Origin of the sequence: Streptomyces sp. HUAS TT11, assembly GCF_051553595.1 — a bacterium.
Taxonomy (GTDB): Bacteria; Actinomycetota; Actinomycetes; order Streptomycetales; family Streptomycetaceae; genus Streptomyces.
The window spans coordinates 7,867,393-7,890,728 of sequence record NZ_CP196184.1; the positions used below are offsets into that span (position 1 = coordinate 7,867,393).

The 23,336-nt window shown below is 67.5% G+C and carries 20 protein-coding genes and 1 pseudogene; 8 read left to right on the forward strand and 13 right to left on the reverse strand.

Annotation, left to right across the window (positions count from 1 at the left end):
* Nucleotides 1-50: 50 nt before the first annotated feature.
* The 6 genes from ACSHXN_RS35340 to ACSHXN_RS35365 form a co-directional block, all read right to left on the reverse strand.
* Nucleotides 51-707 (reverse strand): amino acid ABC transporter permease, encoded by a 657-nt coding sequence (locus tag ACSHXN_RS35340; RefSeq protein WP_355130442.1) that lies wholly within the window; start codon nt 705-707, stop codon nt 51-53.
* Nucleotides 707-1,387, reverse strand: coding sequence for an amino acid ABC transporter permease (locus ACSHXN_RS35345; RefSeq protein ID WP_355130440.1), 681 nt, complete (start codon nt 1,385-1,387; stop codon nt 707-709). The genes ACSHXN_RS35340 and ACSHXN_RS35345 overlap by 1 nt, the downstream gene beginning before the upstream one ends.
* Nucleotides 1,388-1,389: 2 nt before the next feature.
* Nucleotides 1,390-2,307, reverse strand: coding sequence for a transporter substrate-binding domain-containing protein (locus ACSHXN_RS35350; protein WP_438305031.1), 918 nt, complete (start codon nt 2,305-2,307; stop codon nt 1,390-1,392).
* Nucleotides 2,308-2,338: 31 nt separating this feature from the next.
* The gene (locus tag ACSHXN_RS35355) at nt 2,339-3,127 is read right to left on the reverse strand and encodes an amino acid ABC transporter ATP-binding protein (protein WP_355130436.1); all 789 of its coding nucleotides are present in this window, start codon (nt 3,125-3,127) and stop codon (nt 2,339-2,341) included.
* Nucleotides 3,124-4,416: a threonine synthase gene (locus tag ACSHXN_RS35360; RefSeq protein WP_355130434.1), complete on the reverse strand. Its 1,293-nt coding sequence runs from the start codon at nt 4,414-4,416 to the stop codon at nt 3,124-3,126. Before ACSHXN_RS35360 ends, ACSHXN_RS35355 begins: the two co-directional genes overlap by 4 nt.
* Before the next feature lie 75 nt (nt 4,417-4,491).
* Complete coding sequence (locus tag ACSHXN_RS35365; RefSeq protein ID WP_438305035.1) at nt 4,492-7,176, reverse strand: M14 family zinc carboxypeptidase; 2,685 nt, start codon at nt 7,174-7,176, stop codon at nt 4,492-4,494.
* An 887-nt stretch (nt 7,177-8,063) separates the two neighbouring features.
* Here ACSHXN_RS35365 and ACSHXN_RS35370 point away from each other — a divergent pair.
* Together ACSHXN_RS35370 and metX are read left to right on the forward strand one after the other, a co-directional pair.
* Entirely contained in the window at nt 8,064-9,425 is a 1,362-nt protein-coding gene (locus tag ACSHXN_RS35370) for a bifunctional o-acetylhomoserine/o-acetylserine sulfhydrylase (protein ID WP_438305037.1), read from the forward strand.
* The gene (metX, locus tag ACSHXN_RS35375; protein ID WP_438306522.1) at nt 9,422-10,573 is read left to right on the forward strand and encodes a homoserine O-acetyltransferase MetX; all 1,152 of its coding nucleotides are present in this window, start codon (nt 9,422-9,424) and stop codon (nt 10,571-10,573) included. The genes ACSHXN_RS35370 and metX overlap by 4 nt, the downstream gene beginning before the upstream one ends.
* Before the next feature lie 19 nt (nt 10,574-10,592).
* Here the strand turns inward: metX and ACSHXN_RS35380 are convergent, their stop codons facing one another.
* Nucleotides 10,593-11,189 (reverse strand): cation transporter, encoded by a 597-nt coding sequence (locus ACSHXN_RS35380; RefSeq protein WP_356292296.1) that lies wholly within the window; start codon nt 11,187-11,189, stop codon nt 10,593-10,595.
* A gap of 206 nt (nt 11,190-11,395) precedes the next feature.
* On the opposite strand from ACSHXN_RS35380, the gene ACSHXN_RS35385 reads away from it, so the two are divergent.
* Nucleotides 11,396-12,151 carry an SCO4225 family membrane protein gene (locus ACSHXN_RS35385; protein WP_356108904.1) on the forward strand — a complete coding sequence of 252 codons (756 nt, stop codon included), beginning with the start codon at nt 11,396-11,398 and terminating at the stop codon, nt 12,149-12,151.
* Nucleotides 12,152-12,462: 311 nt separating this feature from the next.
* On the opposite strand, the gene ACSHXN_RS35390 is transcribed toward ACSHXN_RS35385, so the two are convergent.
* Nucleotides 12,463-13,791 (reverse strand): YncE family protein, encoded by a 1,329-nt coding sequence (locus ACSHXN_RS35390; protein WP_383357879.1) that lies wholly within the window; start codon nt 13,789-13,791, stop codon nt 12,463-12,465.
* A gap of 820 nt (nt 13,792-14,611) precedes the next feature.
* Here ACSHXN_RS35390 and ACSHXN_RS35395 point away from each other — a divergent pair.
* Nucleotides 14,612-15,034, forward strand: a complete 423-nt coding sequence (locus ACSHXN_RS35395; RefSeq protein ID WP_355130422.1) for a DUF5959 family protein — start codon at nt 14,612-14,614, stop codon at nt 15,032-15,034.
* A gap of 389 nt (nt 15,035-15,423) precedes the next feature.
* On the opposite strand, the gene ACSHXN_RS35400 is transcribed toward ACSHXN_RS35395, so the two are convergent.
* Entirely contained in the window at nt 15,424-16,335 is a 912-nt protein-coding gene (locus tag ACSHXN_RS35400; protein ID WP_438305040.1) for an IS982 family transposase, read from the reverse strand.
* 103 nt (nt 16,336-16,438) lie between these two features.
* Here ACSHXN_RS35400 and ACSHXN_RS35405 point away from each other — a divergent pair, with 103 nt between their 5' ends.
* Together ACSHXN_RS35405 and ACSHXN_RS35410 are read left to right on the forward strand one after the other, a co-directional pair.
* Nucleotides 16,439-16,942, forward strand: coding sequence for an RNA polymerase sigma factor (locus tag ACSHXN_RS35405; protein ID WP_356108901.1), 504 nt, complete (start codon nt 16,439-16,441; stop codon nt 16,940-16,942).
* On the forward strand, nt 16,939-17,388 hold the full coding sequence (locus tag ACSHXN_RS35410) for a hypothetical protein (protein ID WP_355130416.1): 450 nt from the start codon (nt 16,939-16,941) through the stop codon (nt 17,386-17,388). Before ACSHXN_RS35405 ends, ACSHXN_RS35410 begins: the two co-directional genes overlap by 4 nt.
* 4 nt (nt 17,389-17,392) lie before the next feature.
* Here the strand turns inward: ACSHXN_RS35410 and ACSHXN_RS35415 are convergent, their stop codons facing one another.
* Both ACSHXN_RS35415 and ACSHXN_RS35420 read right to left on the reverse strand, forming a co-directional pair.
* Complete coding sequence (locus tag ACSHXN_RS35415; protein ID WP_355799632.1) at nt 17,393-18,298, reverse strand: alpha/beta fold hydrolase; 906 nt, start codon at nt 18,296-18,298, stop codon at nt 17,393-17,395.
* Between the two features lie 283 nt (nt 18,299-18,581).
* Entirely contained in the window at nt 18,582-19,004 is a 423-nt protein-coding gene (locus ACSHXN_RS35420) for a hypothetical protein (protein ID WP_355130412.1), read from the reverse strand.
* 29 nt (nt 19,005-19,033) lie between these two features.
* Between ACSHXN_RS35420 and ACSHXN_RS35425 the strand changes: the two genes are divergently transcribed.
* On the forward strand, nt 19,034-19,513 hold the full coding sequence (locus ACSHXN_RS35425; protein ID WP_438305044.1) for a hypothetical protein: 480 nt from the start codon (nt 19,034-19,036) through the stop codon (nt 19,511-19,513).
* Between the two features lie 158 nt (nt 19,514-19,671).
* Here the strand turns inward: ACSHXN_RS35425 and ACSHXN_RS35430 are convergent, their stop codons facing one another.
* Nucleotides 19,672-20,466: a hypothetical protein gene (locus ACSHXN_RS35430; protein ID WP_355130408.1), complete on the reverse strand. Its 795-nt coding sequence runs from the start codon at nt 20,464-20,466 to the stop codon at nt 19,672-19,674.
* 106 nt (nt 20,467-20,572) lie between these two features.
* Between ACSHXN_RS35430 and ACSHXN_RS35435 the strand changes: the two are divergent.
* Nucleotides 20,573-20,665 (forward strand): annotated as a pseudogene (locus ACSHXN_RS35435) (IS5/IS1182 family transposase); the annotation flags it as partial.
* A 499-nt stretch (nt 20,666-21,164) separates the two neighbouring features.
* On the opposite strand, the gene ACSHXN_RS35440 reads toward ACSHXN_RS35435, so the two are convergent.
* On the reverse strand, nt 21,165-23,303 hold the full coding sequence (locus ACSHXN_RS35440; RefSeq protein WP_438305046.1) for an MFS transporter: 2,139 nt from the start codon (nt 23,301-23,303) through the stop codon (nt 21,165-21,167).
* Between the last annotated feature and the right edge of the window lie 33 nt (nt 23,304-23,336).

A 23,336-nucleotide genomic window follows, 5' to 3' on the forward strand; every position in this document is an offset into this window, starting at 1 on the left:
CGGCACGGAGGACGCTACCCGCCCGAAGGTGCAGGGCGCGGTGGGGCAGGTCAGTGCAGTCTGCGTTCGTACCAGCGCGAGAGCATGGTCAGCGGCAGGCAGATGACGAAGAAGACGGCGAGTACGGCGCCGAGGATCGGTACCGCGTGGGAGGAGCCGCCGGCGAGGGTGAGTCGTTCGATGGAGCGTTGTGACGCTTCGAGGATGTCGACGAGTCCGATGACGGCGGCCAGTGAGGTCTGTTGGGTCAGGTTGACGACGAGTCCGATGAGTGGGGGGAGCGCTCGCCTGGCGGCCTGGGGCAGGAGCACGTGCCGCATGCGTCCGCTCCAGGAGAAGCCCAGTGCCGCGGCGGCCTCGGCCTGCCCGCGCGGCACCGACTGGACGGCGCCGCGGACGACTTCGGCCACGTTGGCGCTGCCCCACAGGGACAGTCCGATGGCAGCGGCGATGAAGGTGTTCACCCGTACGCCGACGATGGGCAGGACGAAGAAGATGAGGAAGAGGATGATGATGATCGGCAGACCGCGCCAGATTTCGACATAGGCCCGGACCACGGCCCGGACGGGCCTGCTGGGCAAGGTGAGTACGGCACCGAGCAGGACGCCGACCAGGAGGCCGGCGGTGATGCTGACCAGGGCCAGCAGAGCGGTTTCGCGCAGGCCGCCTGCGAGGTAGTCGGCCACGGGTCCGACCCATACGGGCATCAGTGTCCTCCTGGTATCGCGAAGCGCCCCTCGACGGCTCTGGCGGCCAGCGACATGAGCCAGACCAGTCCCAGGTAGACGATGCCGATGGCGAGGAACATCTCGAACACCCGGAAGGTGACGGCGACCAGGTTGACAGCCGTTTCGGTGAGTTCCGGATAGCTGATCGCGACCATGAACGATGAGTTCTTGAAGACGGAGATGAGGATGTTGGTGACCGACGGCAGTGCGATGCGGGCGCCGATGGGGAGGGTGACGTGTCGGAAGGCGGCCGGACGGGGGAAGCCGAGAGCTCGGCAGGCTTCGACGTAGCCGCCTTCGACGGCTTCGAAGCCGGCGCGGAAGTTCTCCACGTTGTAGGCGCCGCCCCAGAGAAGCAGTGACAGCCAGCCGACGGTGAAGCCGCCGAGTTGCAGTCCGGTCTCCGGCAGTGCGAAGTAGAGGAAGAAGATCTGCACCAGGAGTGGAGTGTTGCGGAACATCTCGACGTAGACCGTGATCAGTTGGCGGGCGACCGGAATGCGGAGCGAGCTGACCGCGCCGAGCAGTGCACCGACGACCAGGGAGCCGGCCATGCCGATGGCGCTGATCGCCAGCGTGCGGAGCAGGCCGGTGCCGAGGTCGCCGAGATGGTCGACGATGAAGCCCGGATCGAAGTGGTAGCCGGAGACGTCGAGCATGTTCAGCACCGGATGGTGGAGCCGGACGGGTAGGTCAGGTCGTGGCCCGGGCGGGGCAGGTACTTCGCGAACTGCTGCCGTGCGGAGGTGTCGGTGACGGTCTTTTGGAATTCGCTCCAGAAGAAGTCGGTCTTCTGCATGTGGGCCAGGGCGCCGTTGATCCAGGCGAGCATCTTCGCGTCGCCCTTGCGGACGCCCATGCCCCAGGGACTGTCGGCCTTGGCGTCGCCGACGACCTTGAGGTGGGGGTTCTTCGCTGCCAGGTCGAGCAGAAGGGTGTCGTCCTGGGCGAATGCGACGCCGCGCTTCTGGTTCAGTGCGGTCAGCGCCTGGCTCGTCTGTGCGAACAGGTCCTGCTTGACGTCCTTCATGCACTGGGTCAGCCACAGGCTGGCGGTGGCGCCGCTGATGCTGATGACCTGCTTGCCGGCCAACTCGTCGAAGGAGGTTATCGGGGAGTCCTTGGGGACCAGCAGCTTCACCCCGCTCGCGAAGTAGGGGGTGGAGAAGTCGATGGTCTCGGCCCGTTCCGGGGTGTAGTTCATCGTCGCTTCGATCAGGTCGATGCGCTTGGAGGTCAGGAACGACACCCGGTTGGCTCCGGTCACGCAGGTGAGCGTCAGCGCGTTGGGGTCGCCGAAGGCGTAGGAGGCCAGCTGGTGGGCTATGTCGATTTCGAAACCCGCGTTCTTCGACGCTTCGTCGATGTATCCGAACGGCGGGTAGTCGCACTTGACGCCGAGGGCCAGCTTGCCCCTGCTCTTCACCTCGGCGGGCAGCGGCGCCCCCACGTCGACGGGGCGGGCGGACGAGCCGGAACCTCCGGCGGACGATGATGACCCCTCTGACGAGGAGGAGCAGCCGGTGGCGAGAGCCAGGACCATCGCCGCAGAGATGACAACGCCGAATCTCGATTTCACGACTCAACTTCCTTCTGCCCGCTCGGGCGGGCTATCTGAGTACCTTGCGCAGGAACTGGCGGGTACGGTCGTTCCGGGGCCGATCCAGCACATCGGCCGGACGGCCCTGCTCCGCGATCACGCCACCGTCGACGAACACCAGTCGGTCGCCGAGTTCGCGGGCGAAGCCCATCTCGTGGGTGACACACAGCATCGTCATTCCGGAGCGGGCGAGGTCACGCATCACGTCGAGGACCTCGCTGACCAGCTCCGGGTCCAGTGCGGAGGTCACCTCGTCGAACAGCATCACGTGCGGATCCATCATCAGCGCGCGGGCGATGGCGATCCGCTGCTGCTGACCACCCGACAGTTGCCGCGGGTACGCGTCGCCCTTGCCCGCCAGCCCCACTCGGTCGAGCAACGCGATGGCCCGCTCGTACGCCTGGTCTCTGGACAACCGCAGCAGCTTGCGCGGCGCCAAGGTGAGGTTGTTGATGGCGGACAGGTGTGGGAAGAGGTTGAACTGCTGGAACACCATGCCGATACGTCGGCGTACCTTGTCCAGGTCGACGCCGGGCCCGGTCAGATCCTCGCTCTCCAGCAGAACCTGACCGGAAGTCACCGGCTCCAGCAGGTTGACGCAGCGCAGCAGGGTGCTCTTGCCACCACCGGACGGACCGATGACGGCGACCACCTCACCGCGGGCCACCCTCAGGTCGATGCCTTTGAGCACCTCGACGGTGCCGTACGACTTGCGCACCCCGCGCAGCTCCACCATCGGCGCCTGCCCGTCGGCGGGTGACCGGGCGAGCGGACCGTCCACGCTCGGCGACCGGGTCATCGGGATGTCCGACGGCCACGGTCCGTGCCGGTCGTTTCGGCCGTGGAGGTCGCCTCCTGCGGCAGGTCCGCATCCCGTGCCAGCCGGGTCGGCCGGTCGACCTGCAGGCTGTCGGCGTATTTCAGCGCACTGCCGGTGTTGAGCACCAAGACCTCCTCGTCCCCGGCAAGCCACTTGTCGGCACGCAGTCGGCGTACCGCGGCCAGTGTCGCCGCCCCCTCGGGGCACATCAGCACGCCGTCAACGGCCGCGCAGGCCACCTGCTCCTCGAGGATGTCCTGGTCGTCGACGGCGATCGCCGTGCCGTTGCTGTCCCGCAGGGCGGACAGGATGAGGAAGTCGCCCAGCGCTGCGGCGACGTTGATACCGAACGCGACGGTGTGTGCCTGGTCCGCCGGCCACGGTTCGGCGGTCTCGGCCCCCGACTCGAAGGCCCGCACAATCGGTGCGCAGCCGCTGGACTGCACGGCCACGAACCGGGGCAGCCGCCCGGTGATCCAGCCCAGTGCGGTCAACTCGTCGAGCGCCTTGCGGATACCGATCAGGCCCACGCCACCACCGGTCGGGTACACCACGACATCCGGCACCCGCCAGCCGAACTGTTCGGCGATCTCCAGGCCCATCGTCTTCTTGCCCTCGATGCGGTAGGGCTCGCGCAGCGTCGCGGCGCTGAACCAGCCGTCCCGTACCGCCTGCCCCGCGATGCGGCCCGCGTCGCCGATCAGACCGTCCACGGTGTACACCCGGGCGCCCGCTGCAAGGGACTCCTTCCGGGTCACCTGCGGAGCGTCCTCGGGCATCACGACCAGACACTCCATACCGGCGCGCGAGGCGTAGGTGGCCCACGCGGCGCCGGCATTGCCGTTGGTCGGCAGCGTCAGCTGCCGTACGCCGAGTTCGTGGGCCCGGGAAACGCCGACCGCCGCGCCCCGCGCCTTGAAACTGCCGGTCGGCAGCATTCCCTCGTCCTTGGCCAGCAGACCCGGTACCCCGATCCGTCGGCCGTACCCGGTTAGCGGCAGGATCGGTGTCCATCCCTCGCCGAGGGTGACCACGTTCGCGGGGTCCCTTACCGGCAGCAATTCCCGGTACCGCCACAGGTCCGCTCCGCGTGAGGCGATGTCTTCCGGTCGGACCGAGGCCCGGACCCGGTCTAGGTCGTAGCGCACGAGCAGCGGCGAACCGCAGTGGCACACGTTCTGCGGCGCGTCCGCGTCGTACCGTTCGGCGCACCGTCCACACTCCAGGTGGGACAGCGCGCTTGTCCAGCTTCCGTCGTCGGGGTACAAGCGGGTTCTACCTCTCTCTGTCCGGCCGGGGACGGCCGGTGGTGGGGGCGGTAGGATCCGCCCCCACCATGCGATCTACTTTCCGAGGCGCTGGAACTGGGCGGCGGTGAGCTTCGAGGACGGCCCGTAGTACGCGGCGTTGAAGAGCATCCGCTGCTCGGACCGGTTCCAGGTGCGGAACCCGATCTCATTGCCGAAGGTGACGACGTAGCCGTTGCCGATCGTCCAGGACAGCCCGTTGACCGCCCCGTTGAGGTGTTCGCCGCCGATGAGCCAGCCGCTCTTCAGCTGATCACCGCTGTCGGGGTACTTGGCAACCACGTCCACCGGGTACGTGCTCGTGCTGGTCAGCTTGTACGCGTCGTCCGACACGAACCACACGGGGTTGTCCGCCGGCACCCCCCAGGCCGCCGGGTTGTTCGTGTCGAACTCCTGGCTCAGCAGCGATCCCGGGCAGTAGAAGTCCGAGTTGGAGCCGCTGGGCAGAGTGGAGGTGATGGGCAGGCTGAACAGCGACTGGGCCGTGGCGGTTCCGCTGCCGAAGGTGACCAGCGTGCCGCCGCCGGTCACGAAGTCGTGCAACTGGTTCCAGCCGGTTGTGCCGACGCCGAACGCCCAGGCCCACTCGGGCGGGTACTTCGCCGAGCTCAGGCCGTTGACGATGGAGTTCTTGCTGACCCCGTCCGGGATGATGATGGCGTCGTACGTGTCGGCGAGGTTGGCGTAGTCGCCCGCCTCCACGACCGAGTAGTTCACCCCGTACTGGTCGAACGTCCACATCAGCCAGCCGGACGGCATGTTGTCCGGGGGCTTGAGCAGGCCGATCTTCGTGCCCGGCTTGAGCTGGACACCGGCCACTGCCGGCACCGCTCGGATGGCGGACACCGGGATGCCGGTGTCCTTCGACTGGGTGTGCAGGAGCTCCCTGGCCGCCGAGGAGGGCGGGACGAGGAAGGTGCCGGCGGGGAAGGTGCGACCGCCGTCGGTGAACTGCGCTGCGGCACGGAAGGTGGGGATGTTCTCCTTCTGCAGGGCGGCGACGATCCGGAACACCCCATAGGACTCCGGCCCGATCGCGTAGGCCCCGCTGCTCGCCGCTGCGGACGGCTTGGCGACCACCGGAGGCTTGATGGAACTCAGCAGTCGGGTGTCGGCCGAGAAGGCCGTGGTGATGAGGTCGGCTTCGAAGCCGAGCAGCATCGGCAGGGTCTGCGCGGTGGTGTCGTACGGCCGCTGCGGCGGTCCACCGGGGTATTGCAGCAGCTGCGGGTAGCTTTGCACCTCCAGCAGCGTCTTGGCGAACGCCGCGTACGGCTGCTGCAGGTAGATGACGTACGACCCGGCCGGGTACTGCTTGCCGTCCGCGGTGAAGGTGCCCTGTGCCTGACGGATCTCCACGGCGCCGAGGTGGAAGATCTCGAGGGCGTCGTGGACGGCCTGCGGGTCGCGCTGCCCGGCCGGGATGACGTAGGCGTACGGGCTGGTCCGGGTGACCGCCTTGGTCCCGACACGGTAGGAGTTGTAGAGCCAGTTGTAGGTGTCGTAGGCGACCGCCTCCAGGCCCGAGTAGAAGGCCTGGGAGACCCAGTCGATGATGTTGCGCAGCGTCCAGGTGTTGGAGTCGTACGGCTCGATGAAGTTGATGTCGGTGCTCTGCTGGCCGAGCGGTTTCGTGCCCACGTTGGGGTAGGCGAGGTTGGAGGCTGCCGCCGCCTCGGTCAGGATGCGCGCCGAGCCGTGGTAGACGCAGTATTGCCGGGACGGGGACCAGTAGTCGTATGTCGAGCCCCAGCCGTTGCCCTTCATGCCGGCGACGGTCATGCCTCGCTGCATCGCCAGGCCCACCGTGTCGGTCTGCTGCACCAGGATGGTGTCGATGTTGGGGTCGTACGGCGACAGGTACGGCGGAGTGAACAGCCGGGGGGCATTGGCTCCGGCTCCGTGGGAGTCCTGGAACACCTGGGGTCGGTACTTGTTGAGGATCGAGACGTTGTATCTGCTCTCGATCTGGGTGAGCATGATCCAGTCACGGTTGTCGTCGTGTCCGGTGTACTTGTTGTACAGGTCGGGGTAGGTGCGCGAGTAGTCGGTGCCGGCCGTGGCGGCGAAGTAGTCGTTGACGAGGACGATGCCGTCCGGGTTCTGGCAGGGCTGAAGCAGGATGACCAGGTTGTCGAGGATCTTCTCGATGTAGTCGGACTTCTCGGTCGCCAGCCGGTAGGCCCATTCGATGGCGGCCTGGGAGTTGCCGACCTCGGTCGAGTGGATGCCGGCCTGCACGAAGTAGAAGGGCTTGCCCTCGGCGGCCAGCTTCTTGGCGTTGGCCTCGGACAGTCCTCGGGGGTCGGCGAGCCTGGCGTTGGTGGCGACCAGCTTGTCGAGATTGGCGAGGTTCTTCGGCGAGCTGATGGTCAGCAGGACGTAGGGATGTCCCTGAGTGGTCTTGCCGATCTCCTCGTACTTCACCCGGTCGCTGCGGGCGCCGATCAGCTGGAAATACTGGACCATCTTGTCCCATTGGGCCAGGAAGCCTTCGGTTCCGATCGGAGTTCCGAAGTACTTCACCGGGGCCGGGATGGACCCCTGCTGCCGCGTTCCGGCAGCCGGCTGATCGTGATCGGTCCGGGTCGGGGACATCGCGGGCGCCGCCGAGGCGGTGCCCGGACCGATCACCGTCGTCGCTGCGGCCGCGGCGCCGGCCACCGCGGTGGTTCGAAGAAGGGTTCGGCGGGACAGACTTGAGCTTTCGCTGCTGGTCATCTATCGACATCGCCTTTCACGGTCCAGCCGGGCCGGACCGTTGTCCGAGTGAAGTCGGGGGGTGGGCCGACTTCACTGCCCTGCGGGTGTCGTACAACGCCATGTGCGGCGCGGCGCTGCGCCACGATGGTTGCCGCGATGCCTGGGTGCCGCGCGCTGCTGCCGGGCAGAGCTGCGGTGATCCGCGAGCCTCCCGACCCCGGGCCGTGAAACCTTGCGCGCCAACACAATGTGTCAGCGGACAACCAGTGAGAGCAACGACTTCAGATTGGATTTAATATCAAGTACACACGGCGCAACATCTGGTGAGGCCATGGCAGCGGGGCGCTCGCAGGACGGGCAACCGACGATCGCCAGAGTCCGCTCAGCACGGCGACGGTCCTCCACCTGGCCCCTCACCGGCGGAGCACCGGTACCGCGTTACCTCATGTGCCGTTGACATCCCGGACCTGCCGCTGCCCGGATGGCAGCAGGCCGTCGACCAGGACTCCGAGCCGTGGCACCGCGAACAGACCGACGACAAGCCGCCCGCCTCACGAGGTGGAGGAGGCGCGGCTGGGTCAGGTCGTTCCAAGGAGGTGCGTCCACCATGACCGTCCCAGACGGTGAGACAACCGAGTTGTGCTGGTGCGCTGCCACCTCGATGTGGTTACCTGGGTGCATGACCGTGCTTGTGACCCGCCGCCACGTTGACTACGTGCGTGTCACCACCACGTGTTGTCGCGCCACGCGCTGAATCCGCGCTGCGGCATCTGACCACGTTCTTTTCACCGCACAGCGCTGAGCGCCAACCGGCTTGCCGGTACGTCGGCCTGTAGTGGTTTCTTCGCGCATTCCCGTTCCTTGCATTGCGAGCATCCGCGCCTTCCGCACAAGGGAGCACCTCCATGAGTCAACCCCTCGACTCCGTCACCGCCGGCCATACCCCGGAGGACGAACCCACCGGTCCCGACACCTCCGCATGGTCCTTCGAGACCAAACAGCTGCACGCGGGTGCCGCACCCGATCCGACGACGGGAGCTCGGGCGACACCCATCTTCCAGACGACGTCGTTCGTGTTCCGCGACACGCAGCATGCCGCCGACCTCTTCTCGCTCGCCGAGCCCGGCAATATCTACACCCGCATCCACAACCCCACCCAGGACGTCTTCGAGCAGCGCATCGCCGCACTCGAGGGCGGGGTCGCCGCAGTGGCGCTTTCCTCCGGGCAGGCGGCGGAGACCCTGGCGATCCTGACGCTCGCGAGCTCCGGCGACCACATCGTCTCCAGTACGTCGCTGTACGGAGGCACGTACAACCTGTTCCGGCACACGCTGCCGAAGCTGGGTATCGAGGTCTCGTTCGTGGACGACCTGGATGACTTCGAGGCCTGGCGGGCGGCGATCCGGCCGAACACCAAGGCGCTTTTTGCCGAAACGCTGGGCAATCCGCGTGGCAATGTTCTTGACGTGCAGGCGGTCGCTGCCGTGGCGCACGCGGCCGGGCTCCCTCTGATCGTGGACAACACGGTCCCGACTCCCTATCTGCTGCGACCGATCGAACACGGCGCGGACATCGTCGTGCACTCGGCGACCAAGTTCCTGGGCGGGCACGGTACGACCATCGCGGGTGTAGTCGTCGACGGCGGCACCTTCGACTTCGGGGCCCATTCCGAGCGGTTCCCCGACTTCACCGAGCCCGACCCCAGCTACCACGGGCTGCAGTACTGGCCGGCGCTCGGCCCGGGAGCCTTCGCCGTCAAGCTCCGGGTACAGCTCCTCCGCGACCTCGGACCTGCCCTCTCCCCGCACTCGGCCTTCTTGCTCCTGCAGGGCGTCGAGACGCTCAGCCTGCGCATCGAACGGCATTCCTCAAATGCCCAGGCCCTGGCCGAATGGCTCGAGCGGCGCGACGAGGTCGCCGCCGTGCACTATCCGGGCCTGGAGTCCAGCCGGTGGTACGAGGCGGGGCAGAAGTACCTGCCGCGCGGCACGGGTGCCGTGGTCTCCTTCGAGCTGCGGGACGGTGTCGAGGCCGGGAAGCGGTTCGTGGACGCAGTCGAGCTGTTCAGCCATCTCGCCAACATCGGTGACGTGCGCAGCCTGATCATCCACCCGGCGTCCACCACGCACAGCCAGCTCGACGAGGCCCAACTGGCCGCCACCGGCACGTCCCCCGGCCTGGTGCGCCTGTCCGTCGGCATCGAGAACCTCGCTGACCTCAAAGCCGACCTGGAGGCAGGCTTCCGGGCGGCAAAGGGCGCGTCCTGAACACCGTCCTGACGCCCTCCGCGGTTCCCCTCCCTCCGGCCTCCGGGGCCTGGCGGGAGGGGGACCCGCCCGGGCGCCGCCAGTGGTACGAGCGCGACGAACCGCTCTCCTTGGAGTCGGGACGTGAACTGCCGAACATGCGGCTCGCGTTCCAGACGTGGGGGCGGCTCGCCCCCGACCGCTCCAACGCGGTGCTCGTACTGCACGCCCTGACCGGCGACAGCCACGTCGTCGGGCTCGTCGAACCCGGCCACCCCACCCCCGGCTGGTGGAACGGCCTCATCGGTCCCGGGCAGGCACTCGACACGAACCGCTGGTTCGTCCTGGCTCCGAACGTGCTCGGCGGCTGTCAGGGCAGCACCGGCCCGTCGTCCTTCACACCTGAAGGTCGCCACTGGGGCAGCGCCTTCCCGTTTCTGACGCAACGTGACCAGGTCGCTGCCGAGGCGGGCTTGGCTGACGCACTGGGCATCGACCACTGGGCGCTGGTCATCGGTGGGTCGATGGGTGGAATGCGGGCGCTGGAATGGGCCGTATCGCATCCGGAGCGCACTCGGGCACTCCTGCTGCTCGCCACGACCGCGGCGGCGAGCGCCGAACAGATCGCCTGGACAAACATCCAACTGCATGCCATCCGCAGCGACCAGCACTGGCGCGGCGGCGACTACCACGATGCGGCCCCCGGGCTCGGGCCGCACACAGGACTCGGCCTGGCCCGTCGCCTCGCCCACATCACCTACCGCAGCGAACCGGAGCTACAGGCCCGCTTCGGCCGCACACCTCAGGGCACGGAAAATCCCTGGAACGGCGGTAGGTACCAGGTCGAGTCCTATCTCGACCACCATGCCAACAAGCTCGTGCGCCGCTTCGACGCAGGCAGCTACGTCACACTGGCAGAGGCCATGAACAGCCACGACCTCGGTCGCGGTCGGGGCGGAACACGCGCCGCCCTCGGCCGTGTGACCGCCAAGACGCTCGTCGCCGGAGTGGACTCCGACCGTCTTTATCCACTCTCCCAGCAGGCGGAGTTGGCGAACGGTATTCCCACAGCAGATCACGTGCGAACGATCGAATCCCCCTACGGCCACGACGGCTTCCTCATCGAAGTGGAACAAGTTGCCGCACTGGTGAGGGAACTGGACCTCTAGTTGTAAACCCCTGTGCGGATCAGTGGACGCCGAAGATGTCTTTGACCTCACGGACCGCGTAATAGACGAGCACATACCCGGCCGCGGGATCGGCCCACCACCAGCCGACCGCCCAATTGAGCACAAGACCGAGAAGGACGGCGGCAGCCAGCAGACCATCAATGAGGGTGACGCGGCCCTCAGCCTGCAGCACCAGGTTCCCCAGCGCAGCGCCCGTGCGAGCCTTGCCGAGCGCCAGAGCGAACATCACCACTGCGGTCACGGCTGTCCAGCCAACGCCAAGCAGCGAGTGATGTGGCCTGAATCCGTTGGCCAGCACCCATGTGGACTGCACCAGCAGATACACCGCCAGGAGAGCGAAGCCGAGGCCGATGAGCCGTAGAGCCCGACGCCGGCGCTCCTCGCCGGTGTCCGACAGTTCCCAGATCACCACCGTCGAGGCACCGATCTCGATCAGGGAGTCCAGGCCGAACCCGGCCAGCGCTACCGACTTCGCGGAGATCGCCGCGATGGTGAGCACCACGATGCCCACCACGTTCCAGCCGAGGGTGACGTACTCCAGGAGATATCCCCGGCGGAGCAAGTCTGAACGGGCAGCTCCATCGGTGCTGGTCACGGTGAGAGTCTGACAGATCACGCGCAGCCTCCGCACACACCCCGCCCTTACCGGCGGTGATGCCGATCGCAAGGGGAAGGGCGGGTGACCAGCCGGGATGTGTGGTAGGTACTGCCGCCTTGCCGATGAGTACCCGTACTCATCCCCAAGGGCGCCCTCCGGTCCATCGTGGGGTTCACCAACCCGGACGGATCGAAGGAACTTCGATGTCGAATGCCTCCCGCCCGCGCCGTATCCCGCGCCTGCGCCGACTCCTTGTGCTTGCCACGGACAACTGGCTCTCCCGGGGCTATCTCGCTCTGTTCGCCGCCTCCGTCCTGGGCACGTTCCTCTTCCCGGGCGGCGGCTTCGCCCCGGACCCTCTGATGCTCACGGCACCCCTCTCCCTCCTGGGTGTGGTCCTTCCCTATGGCCCTGGCACCGAGAGCAGCGGGGCGGTCGACGTGCTCGCCGTCGGCCTCTGGACCGTTTGGCTCCTCTTGTGCGCCCTTGTGAACGCGGCCGTGCTGGGTGCCCTCGTCCCGAGGTCCGTGACCACCGCACCGGCCGGTGCCCGTGAGCCCCGCCCGCGTAGCGAGGCCCCTTCTGAGCACGGTGGAACGGGCATGGCACATTCTGCGCATCCCCGCCTGCAAGGAATTCGGGCCCTGCTGGCGCCCGCCGTGGACAACTGGCTCGCGCGCGGCTACCTCGCTGTGGTCGCGGCGGCGCTGGCGTTCTTCCTGTACGCCGTGTACCTGTCGCCGGACCCGGGGTTCGCCGGGATCTGGCCGCTCATGGCCACGGCGCCGCTCAGCATCCTCGTCTCCCTGGTGGCGGCACTCGCGGACCACTCCTCGCTCTCCTGGCTGGGTCCGTTGCTTTTCTCCGCCGGTGTGGCACTGTCCGGACTGGTCAACGCTGTACTGCTCGGCCTGCTCACACGCAGGCTGCGGGCGCCAGGAACGCGCTCAGCCACCTGAGGGACGCCGAACAGCGGCCGGGGATGCCGTGGGCTTCTTCCGTTGAACGGCCGGGGCTTCGAGCCGGGGCATCGTCAGTAGACCACCACGGGTCTGCAGAAGTGCGAGCCTGTGCTCTCCTACACCGCGCATGGGGCGTACCTGCCTGGAGACATCGATCAGATCTTCAGGAAGTGATGAGTGAGGTGTATCCCGAAGAAGCAAAGGCCGAGGGGATGCTGCTCCGGAAAGCGTGCTGCCCGGGTCCGACGGCACCCAGGCAGCACGTCTGACATCCGGTTATCCAGTCCGTACGTGACTGCTGTGCACGCCTACTTGACCCGGACCGTTGCTGTAGCGGTTGTTCCGTTGTGGGCGGTGTCACCTGTGTAGGTGACGGTGTACGTGACCACCCCTCCCACCGGCGGGATGTCGTTGATCGTGAAGGTGTTCAGGCTGCTGACGCCGGCGGTGCCCACGCTGATGCCGTTGGGAGACGCCGAATCCGTGCGGGTCACGCTGACATCAGTTGCGTCCGGAATGGCGATGGGCGAGCTGAGCGTACCGTTCAGGGTCAGCGGCTTGTTGCGTTTGGCCGTGGCGGGAACCTGGAGCGTCATGGTGGTGTCGGCCTTGGCGGGCGTTTCCACATGCAGTGTGACGGGGCCGCCGCCGCTGGGCTGAGTGAGGGCGAAGAGGCGGTTGTTGAACGGATCCCACGTGAGCCCCGCAGGCACGAGGTCGTCGGAGAGATCGTAGTTCTGCACGGCTGTGGAGTTTCCGGGCAGGAAGACGGACAGGTCCGTCGAGGCCGGCCCGGCCATGCCCGTCGCAACCCTGCCGTCCAGGGAGATCGCCACGGCGTTCGGTGACCCGACGGTTGTGTAGTTGCCGTCTGCACTCAGGTCCGAGGTACGCAAGACCTGGGCATACTGCGGCGAAGCGCCGGCAGTGACGAGGTCCTTGCCGTCCAGGGTGAGGGCCATGTCCGACAGGTTGCCGCTGCCCTCACTGCCGGGGTCCGAGGCGTATGCCGTCGACACCGCGGTGCCGGACGAGACGTCGTAGACCTGCACTTCGGTCGGGCTCTGTCCGGTGGCTCCGGCCGCCAGCATCCCGGGCGCACCCGAAGACGACGCGAGGATCGGTGCCGACTTCCACGAATGGTTCCCGTCCTGGTTGAGCGCCATATACCAGCCGGCGCGGTCGAGGGAACCGAGCTTGCCCTGGAGTGAGGTGTCGTAGCCGAACCACAGCTTGCCGGCTGCGAAGGTCAAGTGCTGTGGCGCGATGCCGATTCCGGTGGAGCGGCGGGTTGTCTCCTGAAGAGTGGACCTGTTGATCAAGGAGATGGCGTTGGCACTCGGCAATGCGACGTAGACGAAATCCTCGTCCATCGCGAGCCCCGCCGCGCCGGACTGCGAAGGGATCTCGGTGACGACGGAGCCGTCGTAGTCGGTGACCAGGACGCTGCTGTCGGCGGGGTCGCTGATGAAAAGGTGCTGATAGACGCTGTCCACCACGATGTCCGAAGCCGAGGAGATCGGCAGCGAGACGCCACTGTCCGCAGCAGCCGGGGTGTTCCCGGTGCCCACCAGGGCGACGGCGGAGAGTAGGACGGTGGGCAATGCTCCTCTGCGGGTCATGCGACCGACGGGCATACGGGTCTCCCTTTGTCTGTGTGTGACTGGACGCGTTCCGACCACTTTTCGCGCACCGGTTCGCGCTGACGGCGGTGTAGTGGCACGGCTCAGGTTGTTTCGAGTTCGAACGGACTGTGTGAATCCGGGCGAAGGTCCGCGTGGCGGCACGAGTCAGAAACGCCGCGGTACGGCGCCTGCTGCGTAGCACCGGGCTCCCGTGGAGGTGACGTCAAAGCGGGGCGGCTCAGCGCCCACTGTGGCCCGCGAGCTGCCGTATCGCTCCGTGCGCTGGCGTCGCAGGCATGAGCCCGACGCGGCGTTGAACCCGTTCGTGGGGGCCGTCCGACGGCCGCGGCAGCGGCGACGTTGCGCGAGTTGCACCGGGTTCCGGGGTATCGCGGACGTGTCGGTGGTGGTGCCGCCGCTGAACTCGTATCCGTAGGGATACGTGTAACCGGCGCCGCCGTACGGATCCTCTCCGCGTGGTCTACCGCTTCTGTCCGTCCATCGCACGAGTCGTGCTCTCCCTCTCCTGGCCGACCGGCACGGCCGTCCGTTTAGAAAGAGCGAACTCGGCCGTGATCGTTACACCTTGGCCACGCGGGGCAGTACGAATCGGCTGAATGGGATGAGTCATTCAGTGATGGAACGTGGCAAGACATGGGCATGAGGCCGCCGTTGCCTCACCGGTCACGGCGCGCTGCGGCTGTCGCCCCGCCCTTGACCACAACACCGCGGCGCTCAAGGCTGTCCCGCACGTCAGGCCGTGGCTGTCATCCCGACCCGTGTGAGAGAGGATCAAGGGCAACCTGGTCCATCAAGTGTGCAAGAGGCAACTGTGGTTGACGAAGCGCGGACGCTCGAGCTCTTCCGGTTCGCAGATACGGTCCAAAGTGTCGCCGTTGAGGTGAGCTGCGATGCACCTCTGACGATGGGCGAAGAGCGGTACTACCCGGCTGAGATCGTTCTGAAGAGCGACTTCGTCAACGGGCGGGTCGGTCTACAGGTATCGCACGAGGATCTGGACGAGTGGGAGCGTTGTCTCGACGCCCTTCAGGCGGAGGAGGGGGCCGAGTGGCCGGCCGGTGGCCGCAGTGCCTGGCTGGACGTGGTTCCGGATGACCCGATGGAGGTGACGGTGCACGACTCGCCATCGACGCAGATCGCGGTACGTGTACCGATCGACGTCGCCTCGGACTGGCTGCAGGAAAACCGGCTGCGGTCGGCTCGTGTCCGAGCGGCTGTCTCAACGTCCCCATAGGGCTCTCAGGGTGTGATGATCTTCGTACTGCTGGTGCGATCGCGACGTTCGAGTCGTCTCGGACGGCACCGTTCACCGGCCTGAGCCCGTGCTCCTTCCGCACGTTGGTGACTGCACTGCACTGCGTCGCGACGGAGCGGACGCGGTCCAGCACTGGGCCTGGCGGCACACTCCAGCGCCCACACGAACCTGACTCTCACAGGCCCGAATCTGTGGGTCAGGGTGCCGGCCACTGCAGGAAGTCCTGCACGATGGGGTCCGGCTCACCCGTCTCGGGGTCGAGACCAGCGAGCCAGCGTCGTTGCTGCTCGCGCCAGTGGACGAAGGGAGCCGACCTACCCCAGAGGGGGCGTCACCTAAATGAATGAGTCCAAGGGTTGTCGTCGCAGTCAGTAGTCGTAGGCGATCAGCGATCGCTTCACCGGCTGGTCAGTCTTGTCGTTGTGCCAGATCGCCGCGGTGAGCGCCAGAATCCGCACGATCACCCCCGCTGGGCTCTTGCCGCCGTGTCGTTCCAGGTCGAGCTGGCCCTTTAAGGTCTGGTTGATCGACTCGATCACCTGGCGCAGCGGCTTGAACAGGTGCGCTCCGGCCCGCTCGGGCTCGCCCTTGCGGGTCGGACGCAGCAGCTTCAGGTGACGCTCAGCGAAGTCGTGCTCGAACTCGCGGTCGTAGTGGTTCTTGTCGCCGATGATCGTCTGGCTGGGATGGGATGCCACCACGTCCGGCGCGGTGTCGAGCATGTCGCGCAGCGTCTCGCGCTCGTCGGCCTTCGCGTCGGTGACGGCGAACAGGACCGGCAGCCCGCCGAGGGTGCACACCAGGTGCAGCCGCAGGCCCCAGAAGTAGCGCGAGTGTGACGCGCAGTAGCCGTACTGGGCCCAGCCGGCCAGGTCCGAGCGTTTGGCGGTCTCTCGCGAGCAGCCGCAGCCCACCGGGGTGGAGTCGACCGCCCATACGTCGTCGCTCCACAGCGTCGTGTCCGTCGCCAAAATGCGGATCATGTGTGTGAGCAAGGCCGATGCGGCGCGTAGGCGCTTGTTGTGGCCGGACTGGCCGGACTGGCCGGGCATGCAGGGGAACAGGTGCCGGAAGTCCCGGCCGGCCCGGCGCAGCCAGCGGCGTTCGGAGCTGTAGCCGAGCAGCGCGGACGTGACGGCGAGCGTGAGCAGTTCCGCGTCGCTGAGCGTAGCCGCGATCCCGACGGCGGGCCGAGCGGGAGCCAACCACGGCGAAGCCTTCAACTCGTCGTCGATGCGGGCATAGAGTGCCGTTGCGAGGGTGTCGAGATCGTTCGTCACAGGCTGATCATGGCCGCCCTCGCCTCATGCGCTCAGCCTCGAGGCTGTAGTGTCCGCGGTGATGGACGGCTCAGCAGGAGAACCTCAGCCGCCTTGGGATGCCGTGGCCGCGCTGGTGCGGGCGGCGCGGGCAGGCGACGTGTTGGCGATGGACGAGGTGCTGACCGTGGTGACGCCGTATGTGACCCGGTTGTGTCGGCCGATCGCCCTATCGGATTGCGAGGACGCCGTCCAGGAGGCGCTGACCGCGGTCTTCGTCGGGATGCGGGGACTGCGCGATCCGCAGGCGTTCTACGGATGGGTACGCACCATCACCGTGCGCGAGGCGATGCGGGTGGCGCGGCGCACCGCCGTCGAGCAGGCCGTCGATCCCGACACAGTCGCCCGCCTGCGCGGTCTCGTCGGCGTCGGTGACGGCGAGCTGTCGGCACAGGTACGGGACGTGCTTGCGCGGATGCCCGTGCATCATCGCGCCGTGCTCGTCCTGCGCGAGCTTGAGGAGCTTGATGAACGAAGTGCGGCCAAGGTACTGGGTATTGCGCCGGGCACTGTCAAGTCCCGGCTGCACCGCGCCCGTTCGGCGTTCCGGAAGGCGTGGCAGCAATGAGCGTTGATGCCGTGACCCGGCTACGGCTGCTGGCCGCGGGCCTGCACACCACGTTGTACGTGGAGGAGCGCCTGGAGTTGCCGTACGACAAGGTATGGGCGGTCGCCTCGGATCTGGCAGGCGAGCTGCCACAGCTCGTGCCTCTGTTGCGCGAGTTCCGCGTCCCGCCCGGCGACGCCGATCGCAAGCGCGCCTTGGCGGTGGGTCCGCTGGGCTGCCGCAGTGCCTTCGACGTGCGGCTGGCTCCCGGCTGGTGCCTGATGCAGTCGCGACTGGTGGTGGGGGGGATGGCTGCCGAGCCGGAGGGTGACGGCACGCGCTTCGCCATGCTCGGCGCGGCACGTCCAGCCGCCCTGCGGCCGGTTCAGTGGGCGTACGCTCTCGGGGCCCGCCGCAGCCGGGCCTTCATCCGGAAGGTCGCGTTGCGGGCGGCCCTGCGCCCATAGTCTTTCAACGCCCCGTCACGAACAGCTCCTTCATCGCCCCGGCGACCACGTCGGGACTCTCCCGAGGCAGAAAGTGGCCGATGCCCGGCACGATCCGCACGGTGAGATCGTCCGCGTGACTCTCGCCCCCGGCCAGCATGGACGGTGGGAAAACGTTGTCCCGCTCGCCGCCCAGCAGCACGGTCGGGACGGTCAACCGCTGCCCGCTCCACGTGCCGCGCAGCAGCGCCGGGATCTCCCGGACCACGTACTGCCAGAACATGGCCTGCCCAGCGTGCGCGGTGGCCTGGGCTGCGGCGCTGAACTCCGCGAGCTCGTCGGTTTGCCAGACTGACTGGTCGGCGACCTGGTGACGCAGCAGGAAGCGGGCGAACGCCGGCCAGCGGCGCAGCACGGCCCGGCCGATCACCGGGTACTCGATGAAGGCGGTGTACCACTGCCGCCAAAGGTTCGGCAGGATGGCCCGCTGCCGGGCCCACGGGTGCGCCATGTTGAGCGCCAGGTAACCACTGAACCGCTCTGGTGCCCGCAGGCACAGCCGGAAGCCGACGTGGGCACCCCAGTCGTGCCCGACCAGATCCACGCGATCAAGCCCGAGCGCGTCCAGCAGCGCAAGCATGTCGTCGGACAAGCCGTCGATGTCGTAGCCCCGCCGGGTCTGCTCCGACCAACCGAAGCCACGCAGATCCGGGCAGATCAGCCGCCGTCCGGCGGCCGACAGGACGGCGACCCGGTGCCAGGCGAACCAGTGCTGCGGGAAGCCGTGCAGCAGCAGGACCGGCGCCCCGGTCCCGTACTCGGCGACATGCAACCGGATGCCGCGCACCTCCAGCCAGCTATGCTTCGCCCCTTCGGCGTTCGGGAGCGGTCTGTCGACGGCGGCCGTGACCGAGGTTGTGCTCGATGTCATGGGAAACACCTCTCGCCTTCGGCGGGTCTCCTGAGGGCCCGCTTCGGCATGACAGGAGGCAGGACCGAGCCAAAACGTTCCCTCCTCCTGGTTGGAGAAGTGGGTCAGTGGTCGAAGGCGATCAGGGACCGGGCTGTGTGGTGCCCGATGGTGCTTTTGTCATGGACACCCTCGCATCATGCGCGCATGTGACCCCTTGGACTCATTCATCTAGAGGGCACTCGTCGAACTCGGCGCGCATCATCTTGACCAGGAAGTCGACCATGCCGCAGTCGAAAAGCCTTCATCGCGTGTCGCCGTAGCTGATCTGCCGGCGCCAGGCCACCACGGGCCAGCTGTCGGGGTCCGAGTCGAGCGTCAGCCAGCCCAACTCGTTGGCGTTGCAGCCGGAGCCCCAAGGCAGGACGGAGCCGCCGTCCGCGACGATGCCGGGGACACCACCGTCCCGGTCCCACAGGGCCCGGAACGCAGGCGTGCTGTCGGGAATGTTGCCCGGATCCCACTGCAGGAAGTCGACGGGCAGCGGCCCCAAGATGCCGAGTTCCCCGATGTCGCCCGCACCGTAGACGGACATGAACGCCTTGTAGTCACTCGGGAGACCGGCACCGAGAGCCTCTTCGGCCGCACGCCAGTTCACCTGCTCATCTGCCCCATGCTCAGCGGACACGAGGCTGGTCAGCGGCTTCAACGAGCTCGCAGCGGACATGACGCTCTCCGGGGCATCGAGGTTGGGTCATGGCCGTGACGACCGTCCCAGGGCGGAACGGCACCGCGGTGATCGCTGCAGGCGACGAGAACGGCGCTATCCTGCGATGGGACCCCAAGACCGGCGATCGGATCGGGGATCCCATCACCGGATCCCGCGCCCGGATCATGCAGATCACCTCGCTGATCCTTTCGACCGGCTCCACCCTCCTCATCGCCACGGACTCCGACAGCACCTTGTGGCGCTGGGATGCGTCAACGGGCGAATGGGTCGGGGAGCCGATATCTCTGGGCTCGGAATACCCGACAGTGGCCCCAGCTGTGGTGGAGGGTGCCGCGCGGCTGTTCACCTCGGGGACCGACAACATCGTCCGTGAGTGGGACACAGCAACCGGCGAGTTGATCGGGGTTCCGTGGGTTGGAATCGACATCGAAGTACTCGCGCGTGCCGACGGCAGCACATTGTTCGCCACCGGGTCACCCGAGGGCGACATCAGCTTGTACAAGTGAGAGTTCCCGCAGTGGCGATGCGCTGTGGCGCGTCTACACGAAGTCGTACGCTCTGCTCCAGCACGCGCTGGGTAAGCCGAGCTTTCCTGGTCGAGTCGGTGCGTCTTGGTACTCCAGCAGTTCGGCTGCCGGAGTACCAGGACTTTCGCATCCGGCGACTACTTGAGTGCTACTGCGTCACCGGCCGACACGATCCGGGCCGTCGTCGTCGTGCCAGGGAAGTACCAGCGCCAACTCCCCGCCGCTGTGACGGTCATCTTGGTGCTGAGCTGCCCGGAGCTGCTCGTCGTCACAGTCTTGACCGTGCTGTAGTGCGCGGCACCGGCCTTGCGGTACTGGAGCTTGACGACCTGCCCGGCGAACCCCTGGTACTTGAGGGTCTCCCAGTTCGCTCGCGACAGCTTGCCGGTGATCGTGAGCTTCGCGCCCTTGGCGACCGGTTCGGGGGCCGCGTCCGTCGTCAGCCGCGAGGCGCGCTTCACCTTGTACTGGGCGATGGAATCGGCAATCCGGTAGTCGCCGTCGTTGGCCTTGACCGTGGCGTTCACGGTCCAGAGACCGGCGACCTTGTTGGAGTCGATGTCGTCACTGTCCGGGATCCAAGCCGGGTCCACCGTCATGGTGGCCGTGCACACCGACGTGGTCGAGGTCTTCTTCCGGCACGTCGTGCCCGTCCAGTCGAAGAAGCCGTACAGGTTGGAGCGGTTGAAGGTGCTGACATAAGTGAGCCCCTTCACCCCTGAGTTGTCCTTGACGGTGATGGCGATCGGGAAGGTCACCTTCTTCGCCGTGCCAACCGTGACGTTGGCCCCGCCGTTGACGACGGCGGACACCACTCGGACGTCCCCCCGTCCTTCGGCGTGGGCTCCCGTCGTCGCCAGCAGCACCAGGGCGACCGCCCCTCCCGCCGCCATCCAGCCGGTTCTTCGCCTGGAGCGTGTTGTGCTTTTCATGGCCCTCCCCTTGTGAACCGATCATGAAGTCGATCAGTCGCAGAGGTTACACACGAGGTTCGCCACTACGCGTGCGCTTTGTCGTGACGTTGTGCGGAACCGCACGCTCGGACGCTCCCGGGGTGGTCTGAGCACGAAGGTCCATCTGGCGAACGACAGTCAGGCGCGGCCGCTCGCCATCCACGCCACCGCAGGGCAGCCGGTGACGCGCCGGCCTTCCAGGCGGTCGTGGTGCCGAGCCGGGTTCCGCGGGAATCGGGCGCGGGAGACCGAGAACCCGCCCTGCGGTCGTCCGCGCGGACACCCGCCCTGCGGTCGTCCGCGCGGAGCGGGCTTACTCCGCTCGCGCGATCCGTGGCCACTCCGTCGGCGGGCATCCGGCCGGTATTCCGCAGCACGCCCGACCAGACAGCCGCATGGTGGCGACAGCCCGCGCATGGTTCGACGCGAAGCCCGTCGTTGCTCTCGGGGTCGCGGCCCCCTGGGTCAGGCTGCGGGCGGCTACGAGGGGGAGTGCGCCGCAGCGGATTCCCTTCTCGCTTCGGATACGGGCGTGTTCTTTGCGTTCGGTGGCCAGGGCGTTGTGTGACGGGCGGCGCCGATCGACTTCAGTGCCGCCAGCGTGTTCGCGGCGCCCTTTCTGCGACTGGCGCAGGCAGTTGAGTCCGACGACGGAGCAGGGTCTCCAGAGCCGTTCGTCAGGATGTGCGGCGCACGGTCAGGACGTTGTCGGTGACGGTGGCCCGCTGGCCTTCGGGTCCGGTGGCGGTGCGTCGGGGGGCGTGGCAACGCTCGGGCGTCCACGAATCGTCCAATTCGAGTGAGGCGAGGACTTCGTCGGGGTGGGGGAAGCGGACGTCCTCTCCGGCTTGCCAGGACCACGGCGCGATGGAGGCGTGTTCCACGATGATCAGCAGTCCGCCAGGGGCGACGGCGGCCGCCGCGCGGCGCAGCACCTTTTCGCGGGGGATGTCGAGAGGGGTGTGGAAGTAGCTGGCGTTGACCAGGTCGAAGCGGCCTTCGGGAAGGTCGTGGGCGAGATCGTGGCGGGCGGGGTGCACGCGTTCGGTCACACCGTGGGCGCGGGCTCCGGTGGCCACGCGCTGCAGGGCGGTGGGGGATATGTCGACGGCGGTGACGTTCCAGCCTCGGGTGGCGAGCCAGATGGCGTCGCCACCGTGGCCGCAGCCCAGGTCGAGTGCTGTGCCGGGGGTGGGGGCGAGGGTGGTGACGAGGTCTGCGAGGACGGCGTTGGGTTTGGTGCCCCACTGATCGTCCAGGCCGGAGCAGTGCTTTTCCCAGAAGGCTGCGGAGTCGCTGCCGATGCTCATTGCGGGCTCTCTTTCGTCAACGGTGGCCGGATCAGATGGCGTGGGTGGGGGTGTCGGCTGAACGTCGGTGCGGGTGTGCTTTTTGATCAGTAGAACGATGGCGGCGAGCGCGAGACCGAACGTGACGGCGCTGGCCACGAACGCCAGGCGGTAGCCGTGGAGGTAGCCGGCCAGGCGTACTGTCCGGGTGATCTCGCCGTCGTGGTCGGTGAGGAAGCCCGTGAGGGCGGAGATGTAGAGGGTGTTGAGCAGGGCGGGGCCGATGGCACCGCCGATCTGCTGGGTGGTGCTGATCATGGCGCTGGCCACGCCGGTGTCGGAGGGGTCGATGCCCGCGAGTGCGGTGTTGGGCAGGGCGACGAAGAAGACGCCCAGGCCCAGACCGGTGAGGATCATGGCGGGCAGGATGACGGGCAGATAGCCGCTGGTGGCCTTGACCATGACCAGCCACAGGGAGCCGACCAGGGTGACGGTGAGCCCGGCCGCCATCAGCCGCTTGGGGCCCGTCCTGGCAACGAGCGGTGCGCCGAGGGTGGCGGCGGCGATGATGCCGACGCTGAAGGGGAGGAAGGCCAGTCCGGGGTGCAGGGGCTGGTAGCCGAGGTTGACCTGCAGGTGGTAGGTCAGGAACAGCATCAGACCGAACAGGCCGGCGCTGGTGAGCAGGGAGGCCAGGAACCTGCCCCCGCGGTTGTGGTCCAGGACGACGCGCAGGGGGAGCAGCGGGTGGCTGCTACGGCGTTCTACGGCGACGAACGCGACGAGCAGGATCGCTCCGGCGGCCAGCAGGATCCAGGTCAGTGCGCTGGACCAGCCCCCTTCGGCGGCGTGCGTGAGGCCCCGGACCAGAGCGATCAGGCCGGTGGTGACCAGCACGGCTCCCGGGACGTCGTAGCGGCGCGGCCCTTCGGCGCGGCTTTCCCGGACGGTGGGGATCGCGGCCAGGGCGGCGGCGAGCGCGATGGGGGTGTTGACGAACAGGCACCAGCGCCAGTTCGCGGTGAGCACACCGCCGGCGATGAGTCCGACGGCGCCTCCGGCGCCTTGCAGGGCGCCGTAGACGCCGAACGCCTTGGCGCGCTCGCGGCCGTCGGTGAAGGTGACCGCGATCAGTGACAGGGCGGCCGGCGCGAGGAGTGCGGCGAAGACGCCTTGCAGCGCGCGACCGGCGAACAGCGCCGCACCGTTGGGTTCGACACCGGCGACCATGGAGGCGAGGGCGAAGCCGACCAGTCCGATCATGAAAACGCGCTTGCGGCCCACGAAGTCGACGATGCGACCGCCCAGCAGCAGCAGACCGTCGAACGCCAGTGCGTAGGCGGTCACCGCCCACTGCCGGTTGGCGTCACTGATCTGCAGATCGGCCTGAGCCCGGGGCAGGGCGATGTTGATGATGGAGGCATCGAGTACCACCATCAGCGTCGCGACCGAGATCACGGTCAGCGCAGGCCAGCGCCGCGGGTCGAGCGCAATGCCCGGGCTCGTCGTCTCGGTCGTTGCGGTCATCACTGTCCAATCAAGGGGTGAGCTGGTCCAAAG